This window comes from Chitinophaga sp. (assembly GCF_039596155.1).
Lineage (GTDB): Bacteria > Bacteroidota > Bacteroidia > Chitinophagales > Chitinophagaceae > Chitinophaga.
Map to the genome: position 1 here is coordinate 94,457 of NZ_JBCNKF010000023.1, position 18,960 is coordinate 113,416.

The window sequence follows — 18,960 nt, forward strand, 5'->3', positions numbered from 1 at the left end:
ATTAGTATCCCGGGTTTTGTTTAATGGATGGATCGGTATCTATCTGTCCCTGTGGCACAGGCATCAGGAGATTATGCGTATCAATATTACTGATCACGCTTAGTGCTTTGCCCGTGCGTAACAGGTCAAACCAGCGGTGCCCCTCTCCGATCAGTTCCAGTCGTCTTTCTGTTGCAATGGCAATGCGCAGATCGTCCTGGGTGATAGCAGTCGTACCTGCAAGTCCGGCCCTGGCACGGATAGTATTGAGGTAATTGATAGCCATTGCAGTATTCCCCAATTCATTCTCTACCTCTGCCAGCATTAATATCACATCTGCGTATCTCAGTACTACCACATCGCTGCCCCCATCAGTAATGACGGTTGTTGGTTTTGTTAACTTTTTACAAAATGGCACACCGGCAGCAGTCACGTCCACATATACGCCTTTTCGCCTGTCGGCGCTGGTGTATAGACTATACAATTCCTTTGTAGGCAGGTTATGTCCTTTAGCACCTGTTTGTGTGCCGGAAGGACTGAAGATCTGGAACATCGCAGAGCCCTCCGTATTGCCGTTCACGCCCGATGCAAATTGCACCGCGAAAATAATCTCCGCGTTGTTTTCATTGCTGATGCTGAATATATCAGCCGGGTTGCCCAGCAGCTGGTGCTGGCCGGAGCTGACTACCGCATTGAGCAATGTCTTAGCACTACTATAATCCAGTAAGGTCAGGTATACTTTAGCCAGCAATGTCTGGGCAGCTGTCTTCACAACCCGGCCTTTCTGTGTGGCAGTTGCAGGCAACTGTGCGATCGCTTCTGTCAGGTCTTTTTTAATCTGGGTGTACACATCTGCCGCCGCGTTTCTGCCCTGTCCGAAATAAACATTGGGATCGCCCGTTTCCTGTGTTACCAATGGAACATCGCCATACAATCTTACCAGGTTAAAATACAGCAGCGCCCTGATAAACTTCATTTCTCCCTTCCGGGCTTCCTTTGTTGCATCGGCAGCATAGGTAATCTTGTCTATGCGGTTCAGGACCAGGTTGGCTTTCTGAATGGCATAGTAGGACTGCTGCCAGGTACTCATTATTATTTTGTTGGAAGGGACAACCGTAAACTGGTCCAGCTGTCCATAAATGCCATCATCGTTAGCAGGTACCTCATCATATGTATTGTCCGAAGGTATTTCTGTGATCGCCGGCATGTATAACCCGTATAAACCCGGATCCTGCAGGTTGCCGTAAGCGGCATTTATATATTCTTCCGCTTCTGTTTCGTTGCGGGGAAAACTACCTGCATTCTTCTCTGTAGTAGGTTCCTGGAATAATTCTTTTGTGCAGGCGCCCTGGGTCAGCAACAGGCCAATTACTGCCGGTATGATGATTATATTCTTTTTCATTTGCTTGAATTAAACTGGTTAGAAAGTAACATTACATCCGATGATAAATGATCTTGCAACCGGATAGTTGGAGTTCGACAATCCATTGGTGAGCACATTATCTGTTGATGTCGCATCGGGATTGTATCCTTTGAATTGTGTAATGGTGAACAGGTTGTTTCCACTCAGATACACACGGGCTGCTGAGATGCCGGTTTGTTTCAACCATACGGCAGGCAGTGTATATGCCAATTGTATATTGCGCAGGCGCAGGTAATCGGCGTTCTTGAAGAACATATTTGATGTACGTGTCAGTTTCCTCGAGTTAGAGAAATTACCCATATTCGGCTGGGCAAAGAAACCATTGGGATTATCTACAGGGTGATACCGGTGATCAAAATAATACTGGCTCGGCATAGAGAAACCTTCGCCGGATTCATCGAAGAATGCCATCTGCCTGTCATAAATCTTTCTGCCCTGAACGCCGACCAGGGAAAAATTCAGTTCCAGGCCTTTATAGCCAAAGCTGTTGGAAAAACCGTACGTAAAATGCGGATTGTAGGTACCAAAGCTCATACGGTCGGCGGTGGTAATCTGCCCGTCTTTGTTCACGTCTTCTACGATGTAATCACCTGTCACCGTGCCATTCATGTGTGGCGTATTATTGATCTGGTCCTGTGTTTTATAAATGCCGCTCACTTTGTAACCATATAACTCTGCTACGGAACCACCTACACGGGTCAGGAAGTTGCCATCCGCTCCGCTGATGATTTGCTGCTGACCGGGTGCCAATGCTAATACTTCGTTCCTGTTCGTAGCGATATTGGCGCTAAAGTTCCAGTTCAAGGGACCCAGTTGAATATCACTACCGGATAATTCCATCTCGAACCCGCTGTTCTTTACTTTCCCGATATTCTGAATAGAGGTGCTGTACCCCGACTGGTCAGGCACCGGCACATTCAGTAACAGGTCTTTGGTAATCGCGTTATAATAATCAGCAGCAATATGCAGTTTATCCCAGAACCCGAGGTCAATACCTATATTCGAAGAGGTTTTTGTTTCCCAGGAGAGATTAGCATTCGGAGTGGTAGTAGCAGCAAAACCAGGGGCCAGAGTACCACCAAAAACGTAGTTATTAGCACTCACGAGTGCCAGTGAGCTGTAAGATCCGATCTGGTTATTACCTGACTGGCCCCAGGTAGCCCTTATTTTAGCGAATGTAAGCGTCTTAGACGCGGGGAAGAAGTTTTCCTTACTCAGTATCCACCCCGCGGTCAAAGAGGGGAAATTACCCCATTTACGGTCGTTTCCGAACCGGGAGGAACCATCTCTTCTGATCGTGGCAGTAAACAGGTACTTATCATCGTATGCATACTGTGCACGTGCCAGGTAAGATATCTGTGCCCATGTGTACCTGGATTCGGTAGCAGTGAATGAACTGGCGCCGCCGATATTGGTAATATTATCATCTGCCACACCGGTGCCGCTTACATAGGTGGTAGAACCTGTTTCTTTCTGGAAGGTATAACCACCCAGCAGGTCCAGGTCATGCTTCCCAAAGCTATGGGTATAATTCAGGGTATTCTCCCATAGGTAGTTGTAATTGAATATCTTGGTTTCGCTGGTCACTGCCGGTTTGGGGGCAGCACCTCTATACTGGCCAATGTAGGAGGGATTGTAAAAGTCGTACATACTGCTGACCAGGTCACCCCCTAACAGGGTTTTCAACTTTAAACCATTCAGGATCCTGTACGTCAGAAACCCGTTGCCAAAGTTCCTGAAGAACATTCTTTTATTCTTGATCTCTTTCGCCAGCGCTACCGGATTCTCTGCCAGCGCACCATCTTCCGGGGTATTCGCTATAATCTGTTTGCTGATGGCCAGTGAACCATCTGCATTATAGGGGCTAAAAAACGGGTACATAATTTCTGTAGCAGCAATAGGATCGCCCGACCAGTCCGCATTGTTATTGAAATACTGCTGGTTATTGAAAGACGGATTCATACTGATACCCAGATCCAGGCGGTCCGACAACCGGCTGTCTATGCGGATTGTACCGCTATAACGTTTCAACCCGTTATGAATTACAATACCCTGCTGGTCGAAATAGTTACCTGCTACATAATAGCTGGTTTTAGCAGAGCCGCCGGAGAGTGCCAGGTTGTAACTACTGATCTGCCCCTGGCGAAATATCTCGTCCTGCCAGTTAGTATTTGTGAGCCCGGCCTGTTTTTCAAGCCAGGGTTCCAGGTAATTCAGGCGTAGTTCCCGCAGGCTCGCCCCTTTTGATACACGGGTAGCGCGATCATCAGTGATGCTCCTGTTAGCCGGATTTTTTGACACGTACCCCCAGTCACGTGCTTCAGTAAAAAAAGTGGCCGCATCATAGGCATTCACATATTTTACCTGGTCTGCTCTTGATTGCACACCCGTATAAACGTCCAGGGAAACTTTGAACTGATCAGCTTTTCCTTTTTTAGTGGTCACCAGGATCACCCCGTTTGCAGCGCGGGAACCATAAATGGCTGCCGATGCGGGGTCTTTCAGGATGTCTACGCTGGCAATATCACCCGGGTTGATGGAGTTCAATGAAGAGCCTTCTGTGAGTGGAAATCCATCTACAACGATCAAAGGGCTCCGCCCGGCCGTGAGTGTCCCGATACCACGGATCACGATCTGGGGATCAGAACCGGGTTGTGCGGATGCTTCGTTGATCACAACACCTGCAGCTTTACCAGCCAGTTGCTGGGCAAAGGAAGCGGCGCTATAAGTGCTCAGGTCTTTGGATCTTACCTGCGAGATGACACCCGTTACGCGGTTACGGGATTGCTGTCCGTAACCAATGACCACCACATCACTCAGTGATTTCGTAGCCAGTTTCAAACGCACCAGCAGGGAGTTGTTATCCCCGGCATTGATCAGGTAAGCCGGGGCGATATATTTGTCGTAACCAACAGCAGAAAATACGAAATCATATTTTGTACCGGCCTTCAACCGATCAAAAGTATATACCCCTTTTTCATTCGTGATGGTTACCTTGATAATTTTGCTATCAGTCTCATTCATTTGTACGGTCACGCCTGGCATGGTTTCGCCTTTCTCGTTCAATACCATTCCTTTCATCTGTGCTTCCTGTTGTGCATGTACAGTCAGGTGTAACAACAGCATAAGGACCGAAAGGCATCCTGTAAACGGCCATAAAAATCTGTGATGTTGCTTTTTCATTTTGTTGTTTGAAAATTTTTGACAATAGGTCACCATACCGTCTCCGGAGACAGTAGTACAGTATCTTTTAAATTTGTTTGTTATTTTATTTTGCTGATGACGATCCTGCTGCCTTCCTGCTTCCAGGAGAGATCGTTCATGGTGCAGATAGCAGCGAGTACTACCTGTGGAGCATCTGATTGCTCAAAGACACCGGTAAAAGTCAAACCACTTACAACCGTCGAATCCAGGTCGATCTGCAGGTGGTAATGAGCTCCCAGCTGGCGGAACACAGACGTCAGGTTGGTCTTATTAAATGCCATGATGGTAATGTGTTCCTGTTTGGCCGGGGTAGCCGCTACCTCGCTGAAATCCTGCACACGGCATCTTTTCTGGGTGGTGCTGGCTACGAATTCCTGGCCTGGTGTAAGGTAGATATCCCGCATTACCATGCTACTTTCCTTAATCGCCCGTATCACGACCTTTCCTTCTATTAACTTAACTGAAATGCTGTCTGTTGCGGTATTGATATAAAACGAAGTTCCCAGTGCGGTTGTCTTAAACGCCTTTGCAGTGACACTGAAAGGCCGTTTATCATCATGTGTGGCATGAAAGAATGCAGCCCCATCCAGTAAAATATTTCTTTCCCCGGGCGTGAACTGGGGAGCGTAGCTGATTGTACTTCCCGGCTGCAGTTTCACCTGTGATCCATCTGGCAGATTAAATATTTCTGTAGACATGCCACCGTTGCGATGCTGTATCATCCCGGGTGTATTATCAGCCAGTTTTCTGTTGCCGGAATGATTAAAATACAGTACGCTGCCGCCGGCAAACAGGATCAGCATTGCCGCTACGGCCCATTTCAGCCAGGCGCGCATAGGTATTACCTTTGTGCCTATCCCGTTATGCAAATTTTGCAGTATTGCTGCTGAAACTGTTTCAGACAAAGGTGCATCCTGAATAAAAGACTTTTGTTCATAACCCTGGCGCAGGTACTCCTGCCATGCCTCTTCATGACTATCCAGGTATTGAAACAAATAATTCTTTTCAGCTTCAGTAGCAGTACCTGCCCAAAATTTTGCTATTAGTTGATTGATCTCTTCCATGTTCACTGATAAATACTCAGGAAGAAGTCGAAAGGGGATGCTTTTCTATGTTACCAAATTGTTAAGGCCACAATCAGGGAAAGTGTAGTCATACCGGTAGCTGACGGATGTTCCTGCGCATATGCACGTATAAAGCGGACAGATTGTTTGAGGTAGTCCTTAACAGATGTAACAGAAATACCCATAGTGAGTGCCACCTCTTCGTAAGGCCGGCCTTCCAGCCGGCATAGGCGGAATACTTCTTTTTTGCGGGCAGGGAGCTGATTGATAGCAGCTTCCACAATGGCCAGCTGGGTCTGATAGAGATCTTCTTCCAGGGGCTCTTCGTGGGGAATGATATCGGGGTAATGTGCTTCGGGTACAAGCACAATGGCGGATTTGAGTTGTTGCTTCAGGTAGGAGGCTGCTTTGTTGTAGCTGACCACGAAGAGCCAGCCAGCGATGGAACGGTCCTGCCGGAGTTTATGACGATTTTGCCACAGCGCGATGAATACTTCCTGCAACAGGTCTTCTGCAGCCTCCGGTTGCCTTACCATCTTCATTATATTGGCGTATACGACCTGCTTGTATTGATGATAAAACGCATCAAAGGCAGCCATGCTTCCGCGGGAAAGCTGCTGTATCAACAATATTTCTTCGCTGGCACTCACTGTTGACTGATTTGGTAAATGAGAAGTTCATGCGAAGGTAATTATTGAAAATAGAGAGGAAGGTTATGAAATTGTTATTCAATTCCGGGGCGGGTCTGTTATCATACCAACAAAAAAGCTGTTCCAATGATACCATTGAAACAGCTTTATAAAACAGCAAACTACCATACGTCAAACTAAATGTTCCTCCTTCATCGCCATTTGAATCTGCTCAATTCCCCTGAATAAAGCATCCGGCGTAAAAGAAATACTGCTGATACCAAGTCTCACCAGGTACAGGGCTATTTCAGGGAAATCACTTGCCGCCTGGCCACAGAAGCCGACAGGTATGATCTTTTCATGGGCCTTCCGGATCGTCTCCCCGATCATTTTCAGCACCGCAGGATCTTTTTCATTGAACAGATCTGCTATCAGCGTCGCATCCCTGTCTATACCCAGGGTAAGCTGTGTCAGATCATTAGACCCAATGGAAAAGCCATCGAATATGGCGGCCAGTTTTTCGCCCATTATCACATTGGCAGGTATTTCTATCATCACATACACTTCAAGTCCCTGCTGCCCCCTTTTAAGCCCTAATTCAGACATATAACCCAGTACCTTCTCCCCTTCTTCCACCGTGCGGCAGAAGGGGATCATTACCTTCACATTGGAAAAGCCCATTTCCTCTCTCACTTTTTTGATTGCTGCACATTCCAGCTTAAATCCATCTTTATATAAATCATGACAATATCTGGATGCTCCCCTGAATCCTAGCATAGGATTGGGCTCTACCGGTTCAAATTGCTTCCCGCCTAATAATGCGGCATATTCATTTGTTTTGAAATCACTCATGCGTACGATGACCGGTTTAGGATAGAACGCTGCTGCAATAGTACCTATTCCCTGCGCTAAACGATCAATAAAATAGGTTGGTTTATCCGGATAACTGCCCGTTAGCTCTTCAATTTTCTCACGCGCTTCCTGGTCCTTCAATTCATTAAATTTCACCAGTGCCATAGGATGCACCCCAATAAAAGATGCAATGATAAATTCCATTCTTAGCAGTCCCACCCCTGCATTCGGATAAAACGACAATCTGAATGCCTGCGCAGGATCACTGATGATGAGCATAGGTGATACAGTATCCGGGAGTGATAAGGTGTCGAGATTCTTCTTTTCCTCTCTGAACGGGAGGATACCCTCGTATACGATACCAGTATCTCCTTCACAGCAGGAAACAGTGACAGGCTGTCCTTCCTTAATCTTTTCCGTCGCATTCCCACATCCTACAATGGCGGCAATACCGGTTTCACGGGCCACAATAGCCGCATGACTGGTTCGTCCACCGGTATTCGTAACCAGTGCACCTGCTTTCTTAAACACGGGATCCCAGTCAGGACTGGTGGTATTCGTTACCACAATGTCCCCGGCATTTACCTGCCCGGCCTCAGACGGTGATGATAATAACCTGGCAGGACCTGTTACCACTTTATTGCCAATGGCGAGTCCCTTACAAAGGGGATTGCCCTGCTGTAACAGCTGCCAGGCAGACAGGTATTTCCTGTCCTGCTTGGATTGCACTGTTTCGGGCCTCGCCTGTACAATGTACAGCTGTCCATTCAGACCATCTTTGGCCCATTCAATGTCCATTGGCCGGCCATAGTGTTTTTCAATATCCATTGCCCAGTCAGCCAGCTGCAACACCTCCTGGTCTGACAGCACCAGCTCGCGCTGCCGGGATACAGCCACCGCAATATTCTCCACCCCCGCACCATGTTCCTGGAAACATAACATCTTATCTTTACTACCAACCCGTTTTTGGATAATTGTACGTGTCGGCTTAAACACCAGGTATTCATCCGGCACCACCGCACCCTGTACGATGTTTTCACCCAGTCCCCAGATGCCATTTATTAATACGACATCTCTGAAACCAGTATCCGGATCGAGCGTAAAAATCACACCGGAGGAAGCCAGATCAGAGCGGACCATCAGCTGTACGCCAACTGACAAAGCCACCTTTTCATGCTGAAATCCGTTGTCTTCCCGGTACTTGATAGCCCTGTCTGTATACAAAGAGGCATAGCATTTAACAATAGCATCGAGCAACGCCTGCTCTCCCCTGATATTCAAAAAAGACTCGTGCTGTCCGGCAAAACTGGCATCCGGCAGATCTTCTGCAGTAGCGCTGCTTCTTACCGCGACTGGTGATAACGCTTCGCCGCATAACTGCCGATAGGCTGGCAACACCTCTGCAATGACCTCTTCCGGTAAATGACCATTGAGGATCAGCTTCCTGGCAGCGGCTCCTTTTTCTGACAGATCAGACCAGTTGCGCTTGTCAAGTTCACGCATCAACTGCGCCAGCGGCTCCCATAAATTATTGTAATCGAGGAAGGACCAGAATGCAAACGCGTTGGTAGCAAAACCATCCGGCACATGTATACCACTTCCGGCAAACATATTATACATTTCACCCAGTGAGGCATTCTTCCCTCCCACTTCGGGTACATTTTTCAGGCGTATATCATCAAAACGCATAATGAAGCTTTCCATCTCCTGCTATTTATTATGTGCAACAAAAAGCGGCCATTGATGCTCCTTTACCAGTACATCGGCCATACTTGTTTTGAAGAGCATTGATAAAGCACCACGCTGGTAAGCCCCCAAAATAAGCAATGAGTCTTTTTCCTGTTTCCGCATGAACCTTGGTATTTCTACTTCCGGTACGCCTTTCAGCAAATGATAATTCGCCTGCGGCGTGTGAAGGGCAATTAACTCCTTCACCATATCATTGTACAGCGTAACTTCGGGTAAATCGACAGTTAATACCTCCAATGGTAACGCACTTAATACAGGCAATAAATAGCTAAACATCTTAAAGGCATATATAGAAACAGGTGAACCATCATATAACCAGAACACCTTTTTTATATCTGAAAAATGCTGGGGCAGTATCAACACCGGGCATCGCGCGCCGGCCAGGATCTCCTTTACAAAATGCGTTGGGGGATCCTCTGTGTACCGGGTCATAGACTCACTCACATCAATCAACAACAGGTCCGCATACCTGCTCTCCTTTAAGAGATCACGGATAGCCAATTCCCGATCGCGGTGCACCAGGTAGTTTACACTGGCCTCCTTACAGGCTTTTTCAAAACGGTCTACAGCTGCATCACGTTCTTGTCTGTCTTCCCGAACCAGGTCTTTTACACTATCATAGGCATATTCCTTTTCATTGTACAACTGGTAAATACCACGACTTGTATAAGTAGGATCTTCCAGGAAAACACCTGTAATGAGCGCATCATGCTGGATACCCAATTTCACAGCATATTGAAGGGTACTGTCTGAAAACTTCAGCCCATCAAAAACAGCCAGTATCTTTTTCATAATCTTTGTTTCAGTGGTGAGCAATAAATACAGCCTGGCTGACCATTTTTATAACCGGATCTGCATGGCTGGGACTAAAGAAATTGGAGAGCAGATTCCGCCCATAAGCGCCCATTACTATAAAAGATTTACTCCTGTCATAAAGTAATTCGACCAGCCCCATTTTTACGTTTCCTTCTGTGGATAAGAAATCAAGGTAGTTGTAATGTGCATGCATCCACTCCCTGAATTTATATCTTTCTTCGGGGGTTACATCCTCAGGATTAATACTGATCACGACGGTCTTCAGCTCGTTCAGTTGCGGGAAAAGATAAGTGAACTGTTTAATGGCATGAATGGAGGATGCCTTTCCATCATACGTAAATACCAATTCGTCAATTCCTTCAAAACTGGCAGGCATGATCACAACGGGGCATTCGGCATTACCCATCACATCTTTGACAAAATCAGAAGGAGTGCCTTCCCTGTTTGCACTGAATGAAGTACCGACGTTCAGCAACAGCAGGTCTGCATACCTGCTTTCCAGGATTAGTTCTGCCAGCGGATTTCCCCGATCTCTATGTACAGCGCAATCAATACCCTTGCTTTCACACGCCGTTCTGAAGCGTTGAATATTCGCATCACAGGTATGTTGTTTCAATGTAACAGGTTCGTCTGTCACATTCAGCCCGGCATTTACGGCGGCGGTTTTAATCATGCTGTCTGTTCGCATTTCTGACTCATCATTTTCAAGGAAAACAGCCAGCAATTTTGATTTGGCCAGACCAGCGATATAACCCGCAAATTCCAGGTTTTCAAGATGCAGATCAAGCGCATCTGTTACATAAATGATCTTTTTCATAGCGATGAGGTTTACAGTTGAAGGTGTCTCAAAAGCAGGCTGAATTGTTTCAACGAACATTCATTCCGCCAGCAGTCCGATTAAAACCGGATGGATGTACTTTTGAGACGACCTTCACTTTCTTTGTTACTGAATGACAATATGCTTTGTACCGTTCGCTCTGCGGGCTTCTTCTGTCTTTGGCAGGTATAATTTCAGGATGCCGTCTTTATACTTCGCTTCCACTTTTTCTTTGATCACACTGGCAGGCAGTCTGAAACTCCTGGAGAAGCTACTGTAATTATACTCCTGTCTGGTTGGAGTTTCGTCACTTTCTTCGGCTTCAGCACTGATGGTAAGAACATCATTTTCTATATCGATTCTGAAATCGTCCTTATCCATTCCAGGGGCTGCTACGGTAAGTTTAAACTGATCTTTTTCCTCTGTAATATTTACGGCAGGTACTGTAGCAGTAAAAGTTTTACCACCGTTAAAATCGAAGAAATCTTTCCAGGGTTTAAAATAATCGTCAAATACGGAAGGCAGAATGGAAGTTGCCTTAGTTAATTCCTTAGACATAGTTACCTCCTTGGTTTTATAATTATGAAGAATATTGGGATTATACTTTCTAAATATCAGGGTCATTTTACAATATGAATGTACATCCGTTTCTATACTGAAAACAATGATCCGGAGTACGTGAAATATTGACTTTCATCACTATCGACGACATGAGCGCTAAGTGCTGATTCCGGTTCCTGCAATAGCTTTTTTCCTCTTACCAGGTTCAAAGTGTATTCCCGGTAATAATGACGGGTGAATGTACACTTCGTAACACAGGGTATAAAAATCGTATACTATCAGATTTTAACTTTGTTGTAAACGTCATCATAAAACCGGATTACCCCGTTTGGATCCGGCCAGGCAACTTCATAGAGTATAAACAGTGGTACCGGGTGTTTGAGAGGAAAAATAAGTTGCCCATTGCCAGCCGCCAGATCACATACAGTGGACGGTGAATTTGCCAGAAAAGGATGCAGGGCCGGTTCCAGCATCTCTGCCAGCACGTCCACATTTTCTACCCGAACACAACCATGGCTGAAATACCTGCTATTGAACAGGAAATAACTCTTGTTAGGTGTATCGTGTAGATACGTACTATAAGGGCTATAAAAATTGAGTTTGATTATACCCAGTGAGTTGTCACAACCAAATAGCTGGCGCAGTGTATAGGGAAAATTGTTCTTATTTAACTGCTGCCATTTAATGCCAGCCGGATCTACCACCTTACCCATTTTATCCAGCACCTGGTAATTCCCATAATCCAGGTAATCGGCAGGTGCTCCTTTGATAGCCGGCAGTAATTCATTTACAGCTATCTCATGAGGTACAGTCCAATAGGGGAATAATATTACCTCATGTACTTTACTAACAAGAGGCGTAGTGGGAGTAGCCGGTTTTCCTACTATACACCGGGTATAAAAGCGTACTGAATCTTTATAAAGGTAGAACAGGTTTGCTGCGGGAATATCAACGATGATCACCGGTTCTTCCTCCTGTATACAATTGAGCCATCGCCAGGTATTTAAGGCCTGCTTTAGTTCATACAGGCGTTTTTCCATCGAAATATTCAGTTCCTCCAGTATCGCCTGCCTTACATGGCCATCTTCCAGCATCTCAAACATACGCTGGGCTTTCCTGAGCATATTTCTCAGGCTATCTTCACTGACCGCGTAATTAAGCGAGTCTGTGATCCCCAGCTGGTATAACCTTTCGATAAGTGGATGATTGGTACTGTCCAATTGTTCAGCAATTACAGGAGTGGCTGCAAGCGACAGGCGGCTGTACAGCACGGCTAATTGCTGCTTCAGTGCTGCATACATCGGATTGTGTGGCTCCAGTCTGGACGCCAGCGTTCCTAAACGGTGCTCCCTGAGTGCATACACAATACTATCCCTGATGTTCATACAGGTGGGATAATAATTGAGCCCGTTGTAAGTAATTCGGTTCGCCTGCCTGCCATAGGCGATATCAGAAAAAAATGAAGTAGCAGCATCCGTAATTGCATTATCGACACTGAGCGTATCCCGAATGACAGTAGCTGACTGTACTTGTCGGACCGTTGTATAGGCATAATCCTTTTCATCCAGACCAAACAACGCCGCCTGGCCGAATAACTGAAAAAGCAGCTGGCAGTTCGCTGTATCAGACAACCAGCGTATATGCTGGCTGCTTACAGGAAATGGCAGGAACAGCCCGAACAAAAAGAACACCAGCCAATGTTTCATACATTACGAATGATGAGCGATAAAAACAGGGTATTTATTCTCATAAATATCACTGCAGCAAAAACTCTTCTTAAATATGTCTGACCACCCTGAGCGGCCAAAGGCACCGGTTACAAGCATAGGATGCTGAATATCCTGCAGCCAGGTATGGAAATCCTCCAGTTTATAGAGTTCCAGTTGCCGGAAGGTCAGATCACTGTAATGCCTTGCTGCCAGTTCTTTTATATAATCTTCATCTGGCAGGGAATTGTGCAATCTGCGCGTAGCGTATACAAGTGTCGTCTGTCCCTTACACAAGTCGCCAAAGAGATAGGCAAACATTTTAATAGCAAATACGGAAGACCGTGTTCCATCGTAGGCAAGAATAATATTCTCAGGGAAATTAAATTTTTCCGGTGCTACAATTATGGGACATTCAGCATCATGCAGTATGTCCCTGAGGAACTCGTCAGCGTATTCACGCTGCAGATTATCATAAAACTGCTGACTACCGATAATCAACAGGTCTGCGAACCTGCTTTCCTTTTGTAACTTTAACAATGAGTAAGAAGATGGATCCATATGCACCCGAAATTCGATATCGTCCCTGATACAGTTATCTTCGAACCTGTCAATATTCTTTTTTATTTTACTTTCATCGATTTCCATCTGCACTGGTACATACATCCCCCCACCCCCGAATACATAATTAAACTCCGTAAAATCAAGCGCTGGCAGAAATACACCGATCAATAATATTCTTTCAGTTTCATTCAATCTTTTGGCGAACTCGTATGCTCCATTGGAATAATGTGTGCCATCAAAGGCAATGACTACTTTCCTCATGGCTGTGGGATTTAAAATTAAATAATGGGCAACAGTTAAATTTCCGAAGATCGGCAAGTAACAAAAATGACTTTCATCAGGGATGATTTTGACATCTATGACTGTTGCAAGGATAAAATCAACGAAAAAAGTGACGGATGTCATTGATTTGTCTATCTACGACATGGTAACTTCAGGTTGTTAATAAAGGAATTTGATGTTTGAGCGATATGCAAAAGAGTGCTTTTTTCACAACCAATACACCCGGGAAAAATGAAGGATAGTGACCGTAATTGCTATCCTTCTTTTGTAACGTGATGTAAAAAACAACAACAGGAGGAATTATAGTCAGGTGTATTACTGCAGGCAACCAGGTACTATTAACTTATTATGATATGATCCCTTGTACCGTTGCCAGGAAAACCCTGATTACAAGTCAACACGTCCAGGCCAGTCCCTACAGTGTCTTGCGGACTGGCCTTTTTAACAAGGCTACGGTGATCCGCGTCAATCTTTTCTTTGACCAGGGTCATTTCCTGGCCGGCTGGATGGATGTAATTTAGAGACAAGGCCGCACCCCAACAGACTGTTTCTACTAGTATCTCTTTCCTGTAATGACAAAATAATAGCGGATGAAAAATTCATTTAAAATATTAATCATTAAAGGGGTTCCCATCCAACTGCATTGGACATTTCTGCTATTAATCATATGGGTATTGGCCATGCAGGTAATCGGGAGAGAGCCGCTCAATACTGCAATATTGACAATAGGTGAATTATTAGCGGTTTTCGTATGTGTATTATTCCACGAACTTGGTCATACCGTGGCAGCACGACATTACAATATTCCCATCAGTAAAATACAATTGCTCCCGATTGGAGGACTTACTTACTTTTCCAAACAACCGGCCACTCCCCGGCAGGAAATAGCTGTCGCCATAGCAGGCCCACTTGTTAATATTTTTATTGCGCTGGCAATGATTCCGCTTTTACCCCCGGGAACCTCTTTCTGGAAGGTAGGCGTTATTTTTAGCAGCCTTCATAGTGGGAATTTCTGGCATTTCCTGTATAATATCAATCTGGCACTTGCGATTATTAACCTGCTGCCGGCATTACCGCTGGATGGAGGAAAAGTTACGAGAGGAGTATTAGGACTTTTCTTCTCTTCTTATACAGCCTTTCAAAATACATTGATCATTACAAAAATATTCAGTTGGCTGATGGCCGGTGCCGGTCTGCTTACAGGCAACCTGTTATTCATCTTTTACGGATGTTTCCTTCTCTTCGCTTCATCCATTGAAAAAGACAACTACGTTATTTCCTATCTTCTGAAAGACGAAAATGTAGGAGATGTAATATGCCATGACTATAAAACGCTTGATGTACATATATCCCGGCAGGAACTGCTGAATGCTATCTGTAGTAATAATGACCGTTACTACGTATTGACAGACAAGGATAATATTGTAGGCATACTGGACAGGGAAACCATTTTATTTTCATTACTAAACAGCAGGGAAACTGTTGCTTTAAAAGATATGATTCTTCCGGATATAGTGCCCGTACAGGCTGGCAACAAATTAACAGACATCTGGAATCAACTGCCGTCGAAACCCGATGTTTATATACCGGTCACTTCAACTAACCAACAGGTAATTGGTGTGATCAGCCGGGACAATATCATCAGTAATATCTTACAACATGCAATAACTGCACATAAGAAGCCATTAGCATTTGGGTGTATCATTCCGCTATTACTTTCATTAATGACCAGTTAAGATGTTCTTATAACAGATCCGGCCACCACAGCACTACTACTGCATACTACTTCCTGACTATTTAAATATATACCACAATGAAAGACGAAGCACCTAAGGTTGTATATCTCGTGGAGGATGATTCGGATGACCAGGAAATTCTGATGGCGGCAATTCATCAGATCAATCCACGCATCACAATGCAGATATTTGAAAATGGGAAAGACTTCATCAACTGCCTGGACGATAATCAGTCCGGAGAACAACCTTCGCTCATCATCCTTGATTACAATATGCCTTATTATACAGGTGCAGAAATACTAAAGAAGCTGAACAACCTGCATTGCCTGAAAGGCATTCCTAAAGTGATCTGGAGTACAGCTGCAGACAGGATCACCCGGGATGAATGCATCAGCAATGGTGCTATTAATTATTATGAGAAACCTTTTACTTACAAAGGATATTTTCAGCTGGCTGCAAGCATGCTCCGATACATTCTATAAAAACTATAGTTATGAAAGCACTCGTCTATAAAAATATCGGGCAGGTGGCCCTTGAAGAAAAAGCCAAACCCGGGTTGATTGCATCTACCGATGCGATCGTAAAAATAATAAAGACCACGATATGTGGTACCGACCTTCATATAATAAAGGGAGATGTAAAAGAAGTGGTCTACGGGCTCACACTGGGGCACGAAGGAATAGGCATTATTGAGGAAACCGGTGACAATGTCTCCAACTTCAAAAAGGGAGACCATGTACTTATTTCCTGTATCACCTCCTGCGGAAAATGTGATTACTGCAGAAAGGGCATGTACTCCCACTGCCACGAGGGCGGCTGGATCCTGGGACACCTGATAGATGGCACACAGGCTGAATATGTAAGAATACCTTACGCAGACACAAGCCTGTACCACATACCCACAGGTACCAATGAGGAGTCGCTTGTAATGCTGAGCGATATATTCCCCACAGGATATGAATGCGGCGTACTGAACGGACAGGTGCAACCTGGAACAACCGTAGCGATAGTCGGCGCAGGGCCTATAGGCCTGGCAGCACTTACCACTGCCCGGTTCTTCTCTCCGGCAGACATCATCGTGATTGATACAGACAGCAACCGGCTGGAAGTGGCCAAACAGATGGGGGCAACGCATGCCATTAATAGCCAGCAGGAAAATGTAGTCGCTGCTGTAATGGCACTTACCGGGTACGAAGGCGTCGATACAGCCATGGAAGCGGTGGGTATACCTGCCACCTTCGAACTGTGTACCCAACTGATACGTCCCGGAGGCAAAGTAGCCAATATAGGCGTGCATGGTAAACCTGTATCCTTAGCCATGCAGGATTTGTGGTCAAAGAATATTACCATTACCACCCGACTGGTAGATACCTGCAGCACTCCTATGCTCCTAAAAACAGTGAGCAGTAAAAAACTGGATCCTGCCTCATTGATTACCCATCATTTCAAATTGTCAGAAATAGTAGCTGCCTATGAAACTTTCGGCAATGCAGCCAAAGAAAAGGCACTGAAAGTGATCATCAGCAATGAATATTAAAACTTATATACAATGAAAAAGATACTTGCCGTCATTGATGCTGTCAACTATACAGCCCAACAACTGGATGCAATTGCCGCTGTTACCTCCCTGCACGAGCATACCCTTACAGTGCTGATGCTGGAAGACACCAAAAGTGCCAATCAGCTGCTGTCAGCGGCCGGCATGGAAGGCCTGGCAGGAGTATACTATCAGAAATTGCGGGAAAGTGAGCATGAGAAGAAAGAGCTCATTGAAGATAATTACAGCGCGATAAAAAAAGATTGTAAAGAAAAACAGCTGACCTGCACTATCAAAAATATCAGGGGTATTGCTGAAGATGAAGTGATCAGCGAAAGTCGCTTTGCGGACCTGCTTATTATCGGGAAAGCCCTTTCCTTCCCTTACCTGTACGACACCAATCCAACCGGTTTTGTCAAAAATATGCTTACTCATGCGCAATGTCCTGTCATGGTATTATCTGAAGAAAACCACCTGATAGATGGAGTGGCATTCTGTTACAATGGCACCTACTCCTCAATGTACGCCATCAAGGCATTTGCAGCACTGTTTCCGGACCTGATTAACAGGCACTGTGAGATTGTATATGTCTGTGAAAAAGGGGAAAAAACAATTCCCTATAAGGAGCATCTGCAGGAATACCTGAAAGCATATAATGCGCACCTGACTTATAAAATATTAACTGGTAAGCCTGACAGCGCCATTCAGGCTTACCTGGATACCAAAACGGACCTGATAGGTACCTTCGGTGCATATGGGCGTAGCAGGGTATCCCGTTTCTTTAACAGCAGCAGTGCAGATAATATTATCCGTAACCTGAAAGGCCCCGTATTTATTACACACCCTTCAGGTCATTCCTGACACGGGGGGGAAGTATCTTTCCCCCTTCTCTGTATTGTATCACGGAAAAAGCAGAAGCATAGAAAAGTGGAGGTCAATTACCCAATTGATTGAGTTTTCCTATGTCCAGCAGGTAAATAACGCCATTTTTGATATCTATTAAATGCTCCTCCTTAAAATCGGCCAGGGTACGGGCAAAGGATTCTTTTGCAACACCTGCAATGGCGGCCAGGTTTCCCCGGCTGAATTTAATGCCGACACTGCTGTCGCCGGCCACGTTATATTTGTGAAAGACAGTAAGCAACGTATCTGCGGCTCTTTTTCTCAGTGAGTCATAAGCCACTCTCAATAACTGCACCTCTTTTTCTTCTATGGTATGGGTTAGCATGCGAATGATCCTTTCACGCGCATGCCTGTTGGATACTGTCAGTTCTTCAAAGTCTCCGATAGGAATAATAGCCATTGTTACCTGTCCGATGGCTTCTGCAGTATCACTGTAGCGCGTCTTTTCCAGTACAGGGAGGTAACCCAGAAATTCCCCTTCCTTGTATAGTCCTGAAATAAACTCCTTTCCCTCTTCATCTATCCTGAATGTTTTAACCAGTCCTTTCAGTATGAAATACAGACAGGAAGGATGATTACCTTCCTGATAAATGATCTGCTTACTTTTGATGGTACGTATATTCCGGTCTTTAGTCAGGTTTGTAAAGGGATCCTCATCCGCTTTATTCTCCTCTTCGGTCGTTAACGGCTTTACTTTGACGGAGCTTATCCTGGCATGGGCCGCCTTCCTGAGCTGGCATTCTATCGCACTTAGCAACTCTGAAGGGTCAAATGGCTTGGTGATATAATCATCTGCCCCCATATCCATGCCTTTTCTGATCTCAGCTCTTTCTGATCTGGCGGTCAGGAAAATAAATGGAATTTTACAGGGTTTGTCATCTTTGTTCAGCATTTGCAGGACAACGAAGCCGTCGAGAATCGGTAAAGTCAAATCGCATACAATGAGATCCGGATGCTTCGACTCAGCAAGCATCAAACCCTGCTTGCCGTCGGCAGCAGCTATTACCTGATAATCGGCCATTTCAAGTATCTCAGCGATATTATCCCGGATTTCCTGGTTATCTTCAATGATGAGTATTGTAGCCATAAGGGGTATGGATTACTCAGGTAAATAATGTGGTGTGCTAATTGTAGGTGC

16 protein-coding genes are annotated in these 18,960 nt (G+C 45.2%); 5 read left to right on the forward strand and 11 right to left on the reverse strand.

The window, feature by feature from the left end; all coding sequences use genetic code 11:
• Nucleotide 1: 1 nt before the first annotated feature.
• The 10 genes from ABDW33_RS21345 to ABDW33_RS21390 form a co-directional block, all read right to left on the reverse strand.
• Nucleotides 2–1,381 (reverse strand): RagB/SusD family nutrient uptake outer membrane protein, encoded by a 1,380-nt coding sequence (locus ABDW33_RS21345; protein ID WP_343692130.1) that lies wholly within the window; start codon nt 1,379–1,381, stop codon nt 2–4.
• Between the two features lie 18 nt (nt 1,382–1,399).
• On the reverse strand, nt 1,400–4,585 hold the full coding sequence (locus ABDW33_RS21350) for a TonB-dependent receptor (RefSeq protein ID WP_343692131.1): 3,186 nt from the start codon (nt 4,583–4,585) through the stop codon (nt 1,400–1,402).
• 80 nt (nt 4,586–4,665) lie between these two features.
• On the reverse strand, nt 4,666–5,670 hold the full coding sequence (locus ABDW33_RS21355; RefSeq protein ID WP_343692132.1) for a FecR domain-containing protein: 1,005 nt from the start codon (nt 5,668–5,670) through the stop codon (nt 4,666–4,668).
• A gap of 50 nt (nt 5,671–5,720) precedes the next feature.
• Nucleotides 5,721–6,320 carry a sigma-70 family RNA polymerase sigma factor gene (locus ABDW33_RS21360; protein ID WP_343692133.1) on the reverse strand — a complete coding sequence of 200 codons (600 nt, stop codon included), beginning with the start codon at nt 6,318–6,320 and terminating at the stop codon, nt 5,721–5,723.
• 171 nt (nt 6,321–6,491) lie between these two features.
• Nucleotides 6,492–8,855 (reverse strand): phosphoenolpyruvate synthase, encoded by a 2,364-nt coding sequence (gene ppsA, locus ABDW33_RS21365; RefSeq protein WP_343692134.1) that lies wholly within the window; start codon nt 8,853–8,855, stop codon nt 6,492–6,494.
• Between the two features lie 6 nt (nt 8,856–8,861).
• Nucleotides 8,862–9,692: a universal stress protein gene (locus ABDW33_RS21370; protein WP_343692135.1), complete on the reverse strand. Its 831-nt coding sequence runs from the start codon at nt 9,690–9,692 to the stop codon at nt 8,862–8,864.
• Between the two features lie 10 nt (nt 9,693–9,702).
• A complete protein-coding gene (locus tag ABDW33_RS21375; protein ID WP_343692136.1) occupies nt 9,703–10,533 on the reverse strand; it encodes a hypothetical protein in 831 nt (276 codons plus the stop codon).
• A 126-nt stretch (nt 10,534–10,659) separates the two neighbouring features.
• Nucleotides 10,660–11,091, reverse strand: a complete 432-nt coding sequence (locus tag ABDW33_RS21380; RefSeq protein ID WP_343692137.1) for an Hsp20/alpha crystallin family protein — start codon at nt 11,089–11,091, stop codon at nt 10,660–10,662.
• A 281-nt stretch (nt 11,092–11,372) separates the two neighbouring features.
• Nucleotides 11,373–12,800 carry a L,D-transpeptidase family protein gene (locus ABDW33_RS21385; protein WP_343692138.1) on the reverse strand — a complete coding sequence of 476 codons (1,428 nt, stop codon included), beginning with the start codon at nt 12,798–12,800 and terminating at the stop codon, nt 11,373–11,375.
• A 3-nt stretch (nt 12,801–12,803) separates the two neighbouring features.
• Nucleotides 12,804–13,625: a hypothetical protein gene (locus tag ABDW33_RS21390; protein WP_343692139.1), complete on the reverse strand. Its 822-nt coding sequence runs from the start codon at nt 13,623–13,625 to the stop codon at nt 12,804–12,806.
• Between the two features lie 374 nt (nt 13,626–13,999).
• Between ABDW33_RS21390 and ABDW33_RS21395 the strand changes: the two genes are divergently transcribed.
• The 5 genes from ABDW33_RS21395 to ABDW33_RS21415 all read left to right on the forward strand — a co-directional run bounded on the left by ABDW33_RS21395 (nt 14,000) and on the right by ABDW33_RS21415 (nt 17,780).
• Nucleotides 14,000–14,167, forward strand: a complete 168-nt coding sequence (locus tag ABDW33_RS21395; protein ID WP_343692140.1) for a hypothetical protein — start codon at nt 14,000–14,002, stop codon at nt 14,165–14,167.
• Nucleotides 14,168–14,236: 69 nt separating this feature from the next.
• Nucleotides 14,237–15,382 carry a site-2 protease family protein gene (locus ABDW33_RS21400; protein WP_343692141.1) on the forward strand — a complete coding sequence of 382 codons (1,146 nt, stop codon included), beginning with the start codon at nt 14,237–14,239 and terminating at the stop codon, nt 15,380–15,382.
• Between the two features lie 77 nt (nt 15,383–15,459).
• Nucleotides 15,460–15,864 (forward strand): response regulator, encoded by a 405-nt coding sequence (locus tag ABDW33_RS21405; RefSeq protein WP_343692142.1) that lies wholly within the window; start codon nt 15,460–15,462, stop codon nt 15,862–15,864.
• An 11-nt stretch (nt 15,865–15,875) separates the two neighbouring features.
• The gene (locus ABDW33_RS21410; protein WP_343692143.1) at nt 15,876–16,919 is read left to right on the forward strand and encodes a zinc-dependent alcohol dehydrogenase family protein; all 1,044 of its coding nucleotides are present in this window, start codon (nt 15,876–15,878) and stop codon (nt 16,917–16,919) included.
• Nucleotides 16,920–16,931: 12 nt separating this feature from the next.
• The gene (locus ABDW33_RS21415; RefSeq protein ID WP_343692144.1) at nt 16,932–17,780 is read left to right on the forward strand and encodes a universal stress protein; all 849 of its coding nucleotides are present in this window, start codon (nt 16,932–16,934) and stop codon (nt 17,778–17,780) included.
• Nucleotides 17,781–17,853: 73 nt separating this feature from the next.
• On the opposite strand, the gene ABDW33_RS21420 is transcribed toward ABDW33_RS21415, so the two are convergent.
• Nucleotides 17,854–18,909, reverse strand: a complete 1,056-nt coding sequence (locus tag ABDW33_RS21420) for a response regulator (protein WP_343692145.1) — start codon at nt 18,907–18,909, stop codon at nt 17,854–17,856.
• Nucleotides 18,910–18,960 lie beyond the last annotated feature (51 nt).

Coding starts and splice junctions, on each gene's coding strand:
- ABDW33_RS21345 (WP_343692130.1), bottom strand. CDS start 1,381: ATGAAAAAGAATATAATCATCATACCGGCAGTAATTGGCCTGTTGCTG.
- ABDW33_RS21350 (WP_343692131.1), bottom strand. CDS start 4,585: ATGAAAAAGCAACATCACAGATTTTTATGGCCGTTTACAGGATGCCTT.
- ABDW33_RS21355 (WP_343692132.1), bottom strand. CDS start 5,670: ATGGAAGAGATCAATCAACTAATAGCAAAATTTTGGGCAGGTACTGCT.
- ppsA (WP_343692134.1), bottom strand. CDS start 8,855: ATGGAAAGCTTCATTATGCGTTTTGATGATATACGCCTGAAAAATGTA.
- ABDW33_RS21370 (WP_343692135.1), bottom strand. CDS start 9,692: ATGAAAAAGATACTGGCTGTTTTTGATGGGCTGAAGTTTTCAGACAGT.
- ABDW33_RS21375 (WP_343692136.1), bottom strand. CDS start 10,533: ATGAAAAAGATCATTTATGTAACAGATGCGCTTGATCTGCATCTTGAA.
- ABDW33_RS21380 (WP_343692137.1), bottom strand. CDS start 11,091: ATGTCTAAGGAATTAACTAAGGCAACTTCCATTCTGCCTTCCGTATTT.
- ABDW33_RS21385 (WP_343692138.1), bottom strand. CDS start 12,800: ATGAAACATTGGCTGGTGTTCTTTTTGTTCGGGCTGTTCCTGCCATTT.
- ABDW33_RS21390 (WP_343692139.1), bottom strand. CDS start 13,625: ATGAGGAAAGTAGTCATTGCCTTTGATGGCACACATTATTCCAATGGA.
- ABDW33_RS21395 (WP_343692140.1), top strand. CDS start 14,000: ATGATCCCTTGTACCGTTGCCAGGAAAACCCTGATTACAAGTCAACAC.
- ABDW33_RS21400 (WP_343692141.1), top strand. CDS start 14,237: ATGAAAAATTCATTTAAAATATTAATCATTAAAGGGGTTCCCATCCAA.
- ABDW33_RS21405 (WP_343692142.1), top strand. CDS start 15,460: ATGAAAGACGAAGCACCTAAGGTTGTATATCTCGTGGAGGATGATTCG.
- ABDW33_RS21410 (WP_343692143.1), top strand. CDS start 15,876: ATGAAAGCACTCGTCTATAAAAATATCGGGCAGGTGGCCCTTGAAGAA.
- ABDW33_RS21415 (WP_343692144.1), top strand. CDS start 16,932: ATGAAAAAGATACTTGCCGTCATTGATGCTGTCAACTATACAGCCCAA.
- ABDW33_RS21420 (WP_343692145.1), bottom strand. CDS start 18,909: ATGGCTACAATACTCATCATTGAAGATAACCAGGAAATCCGGGATAAT.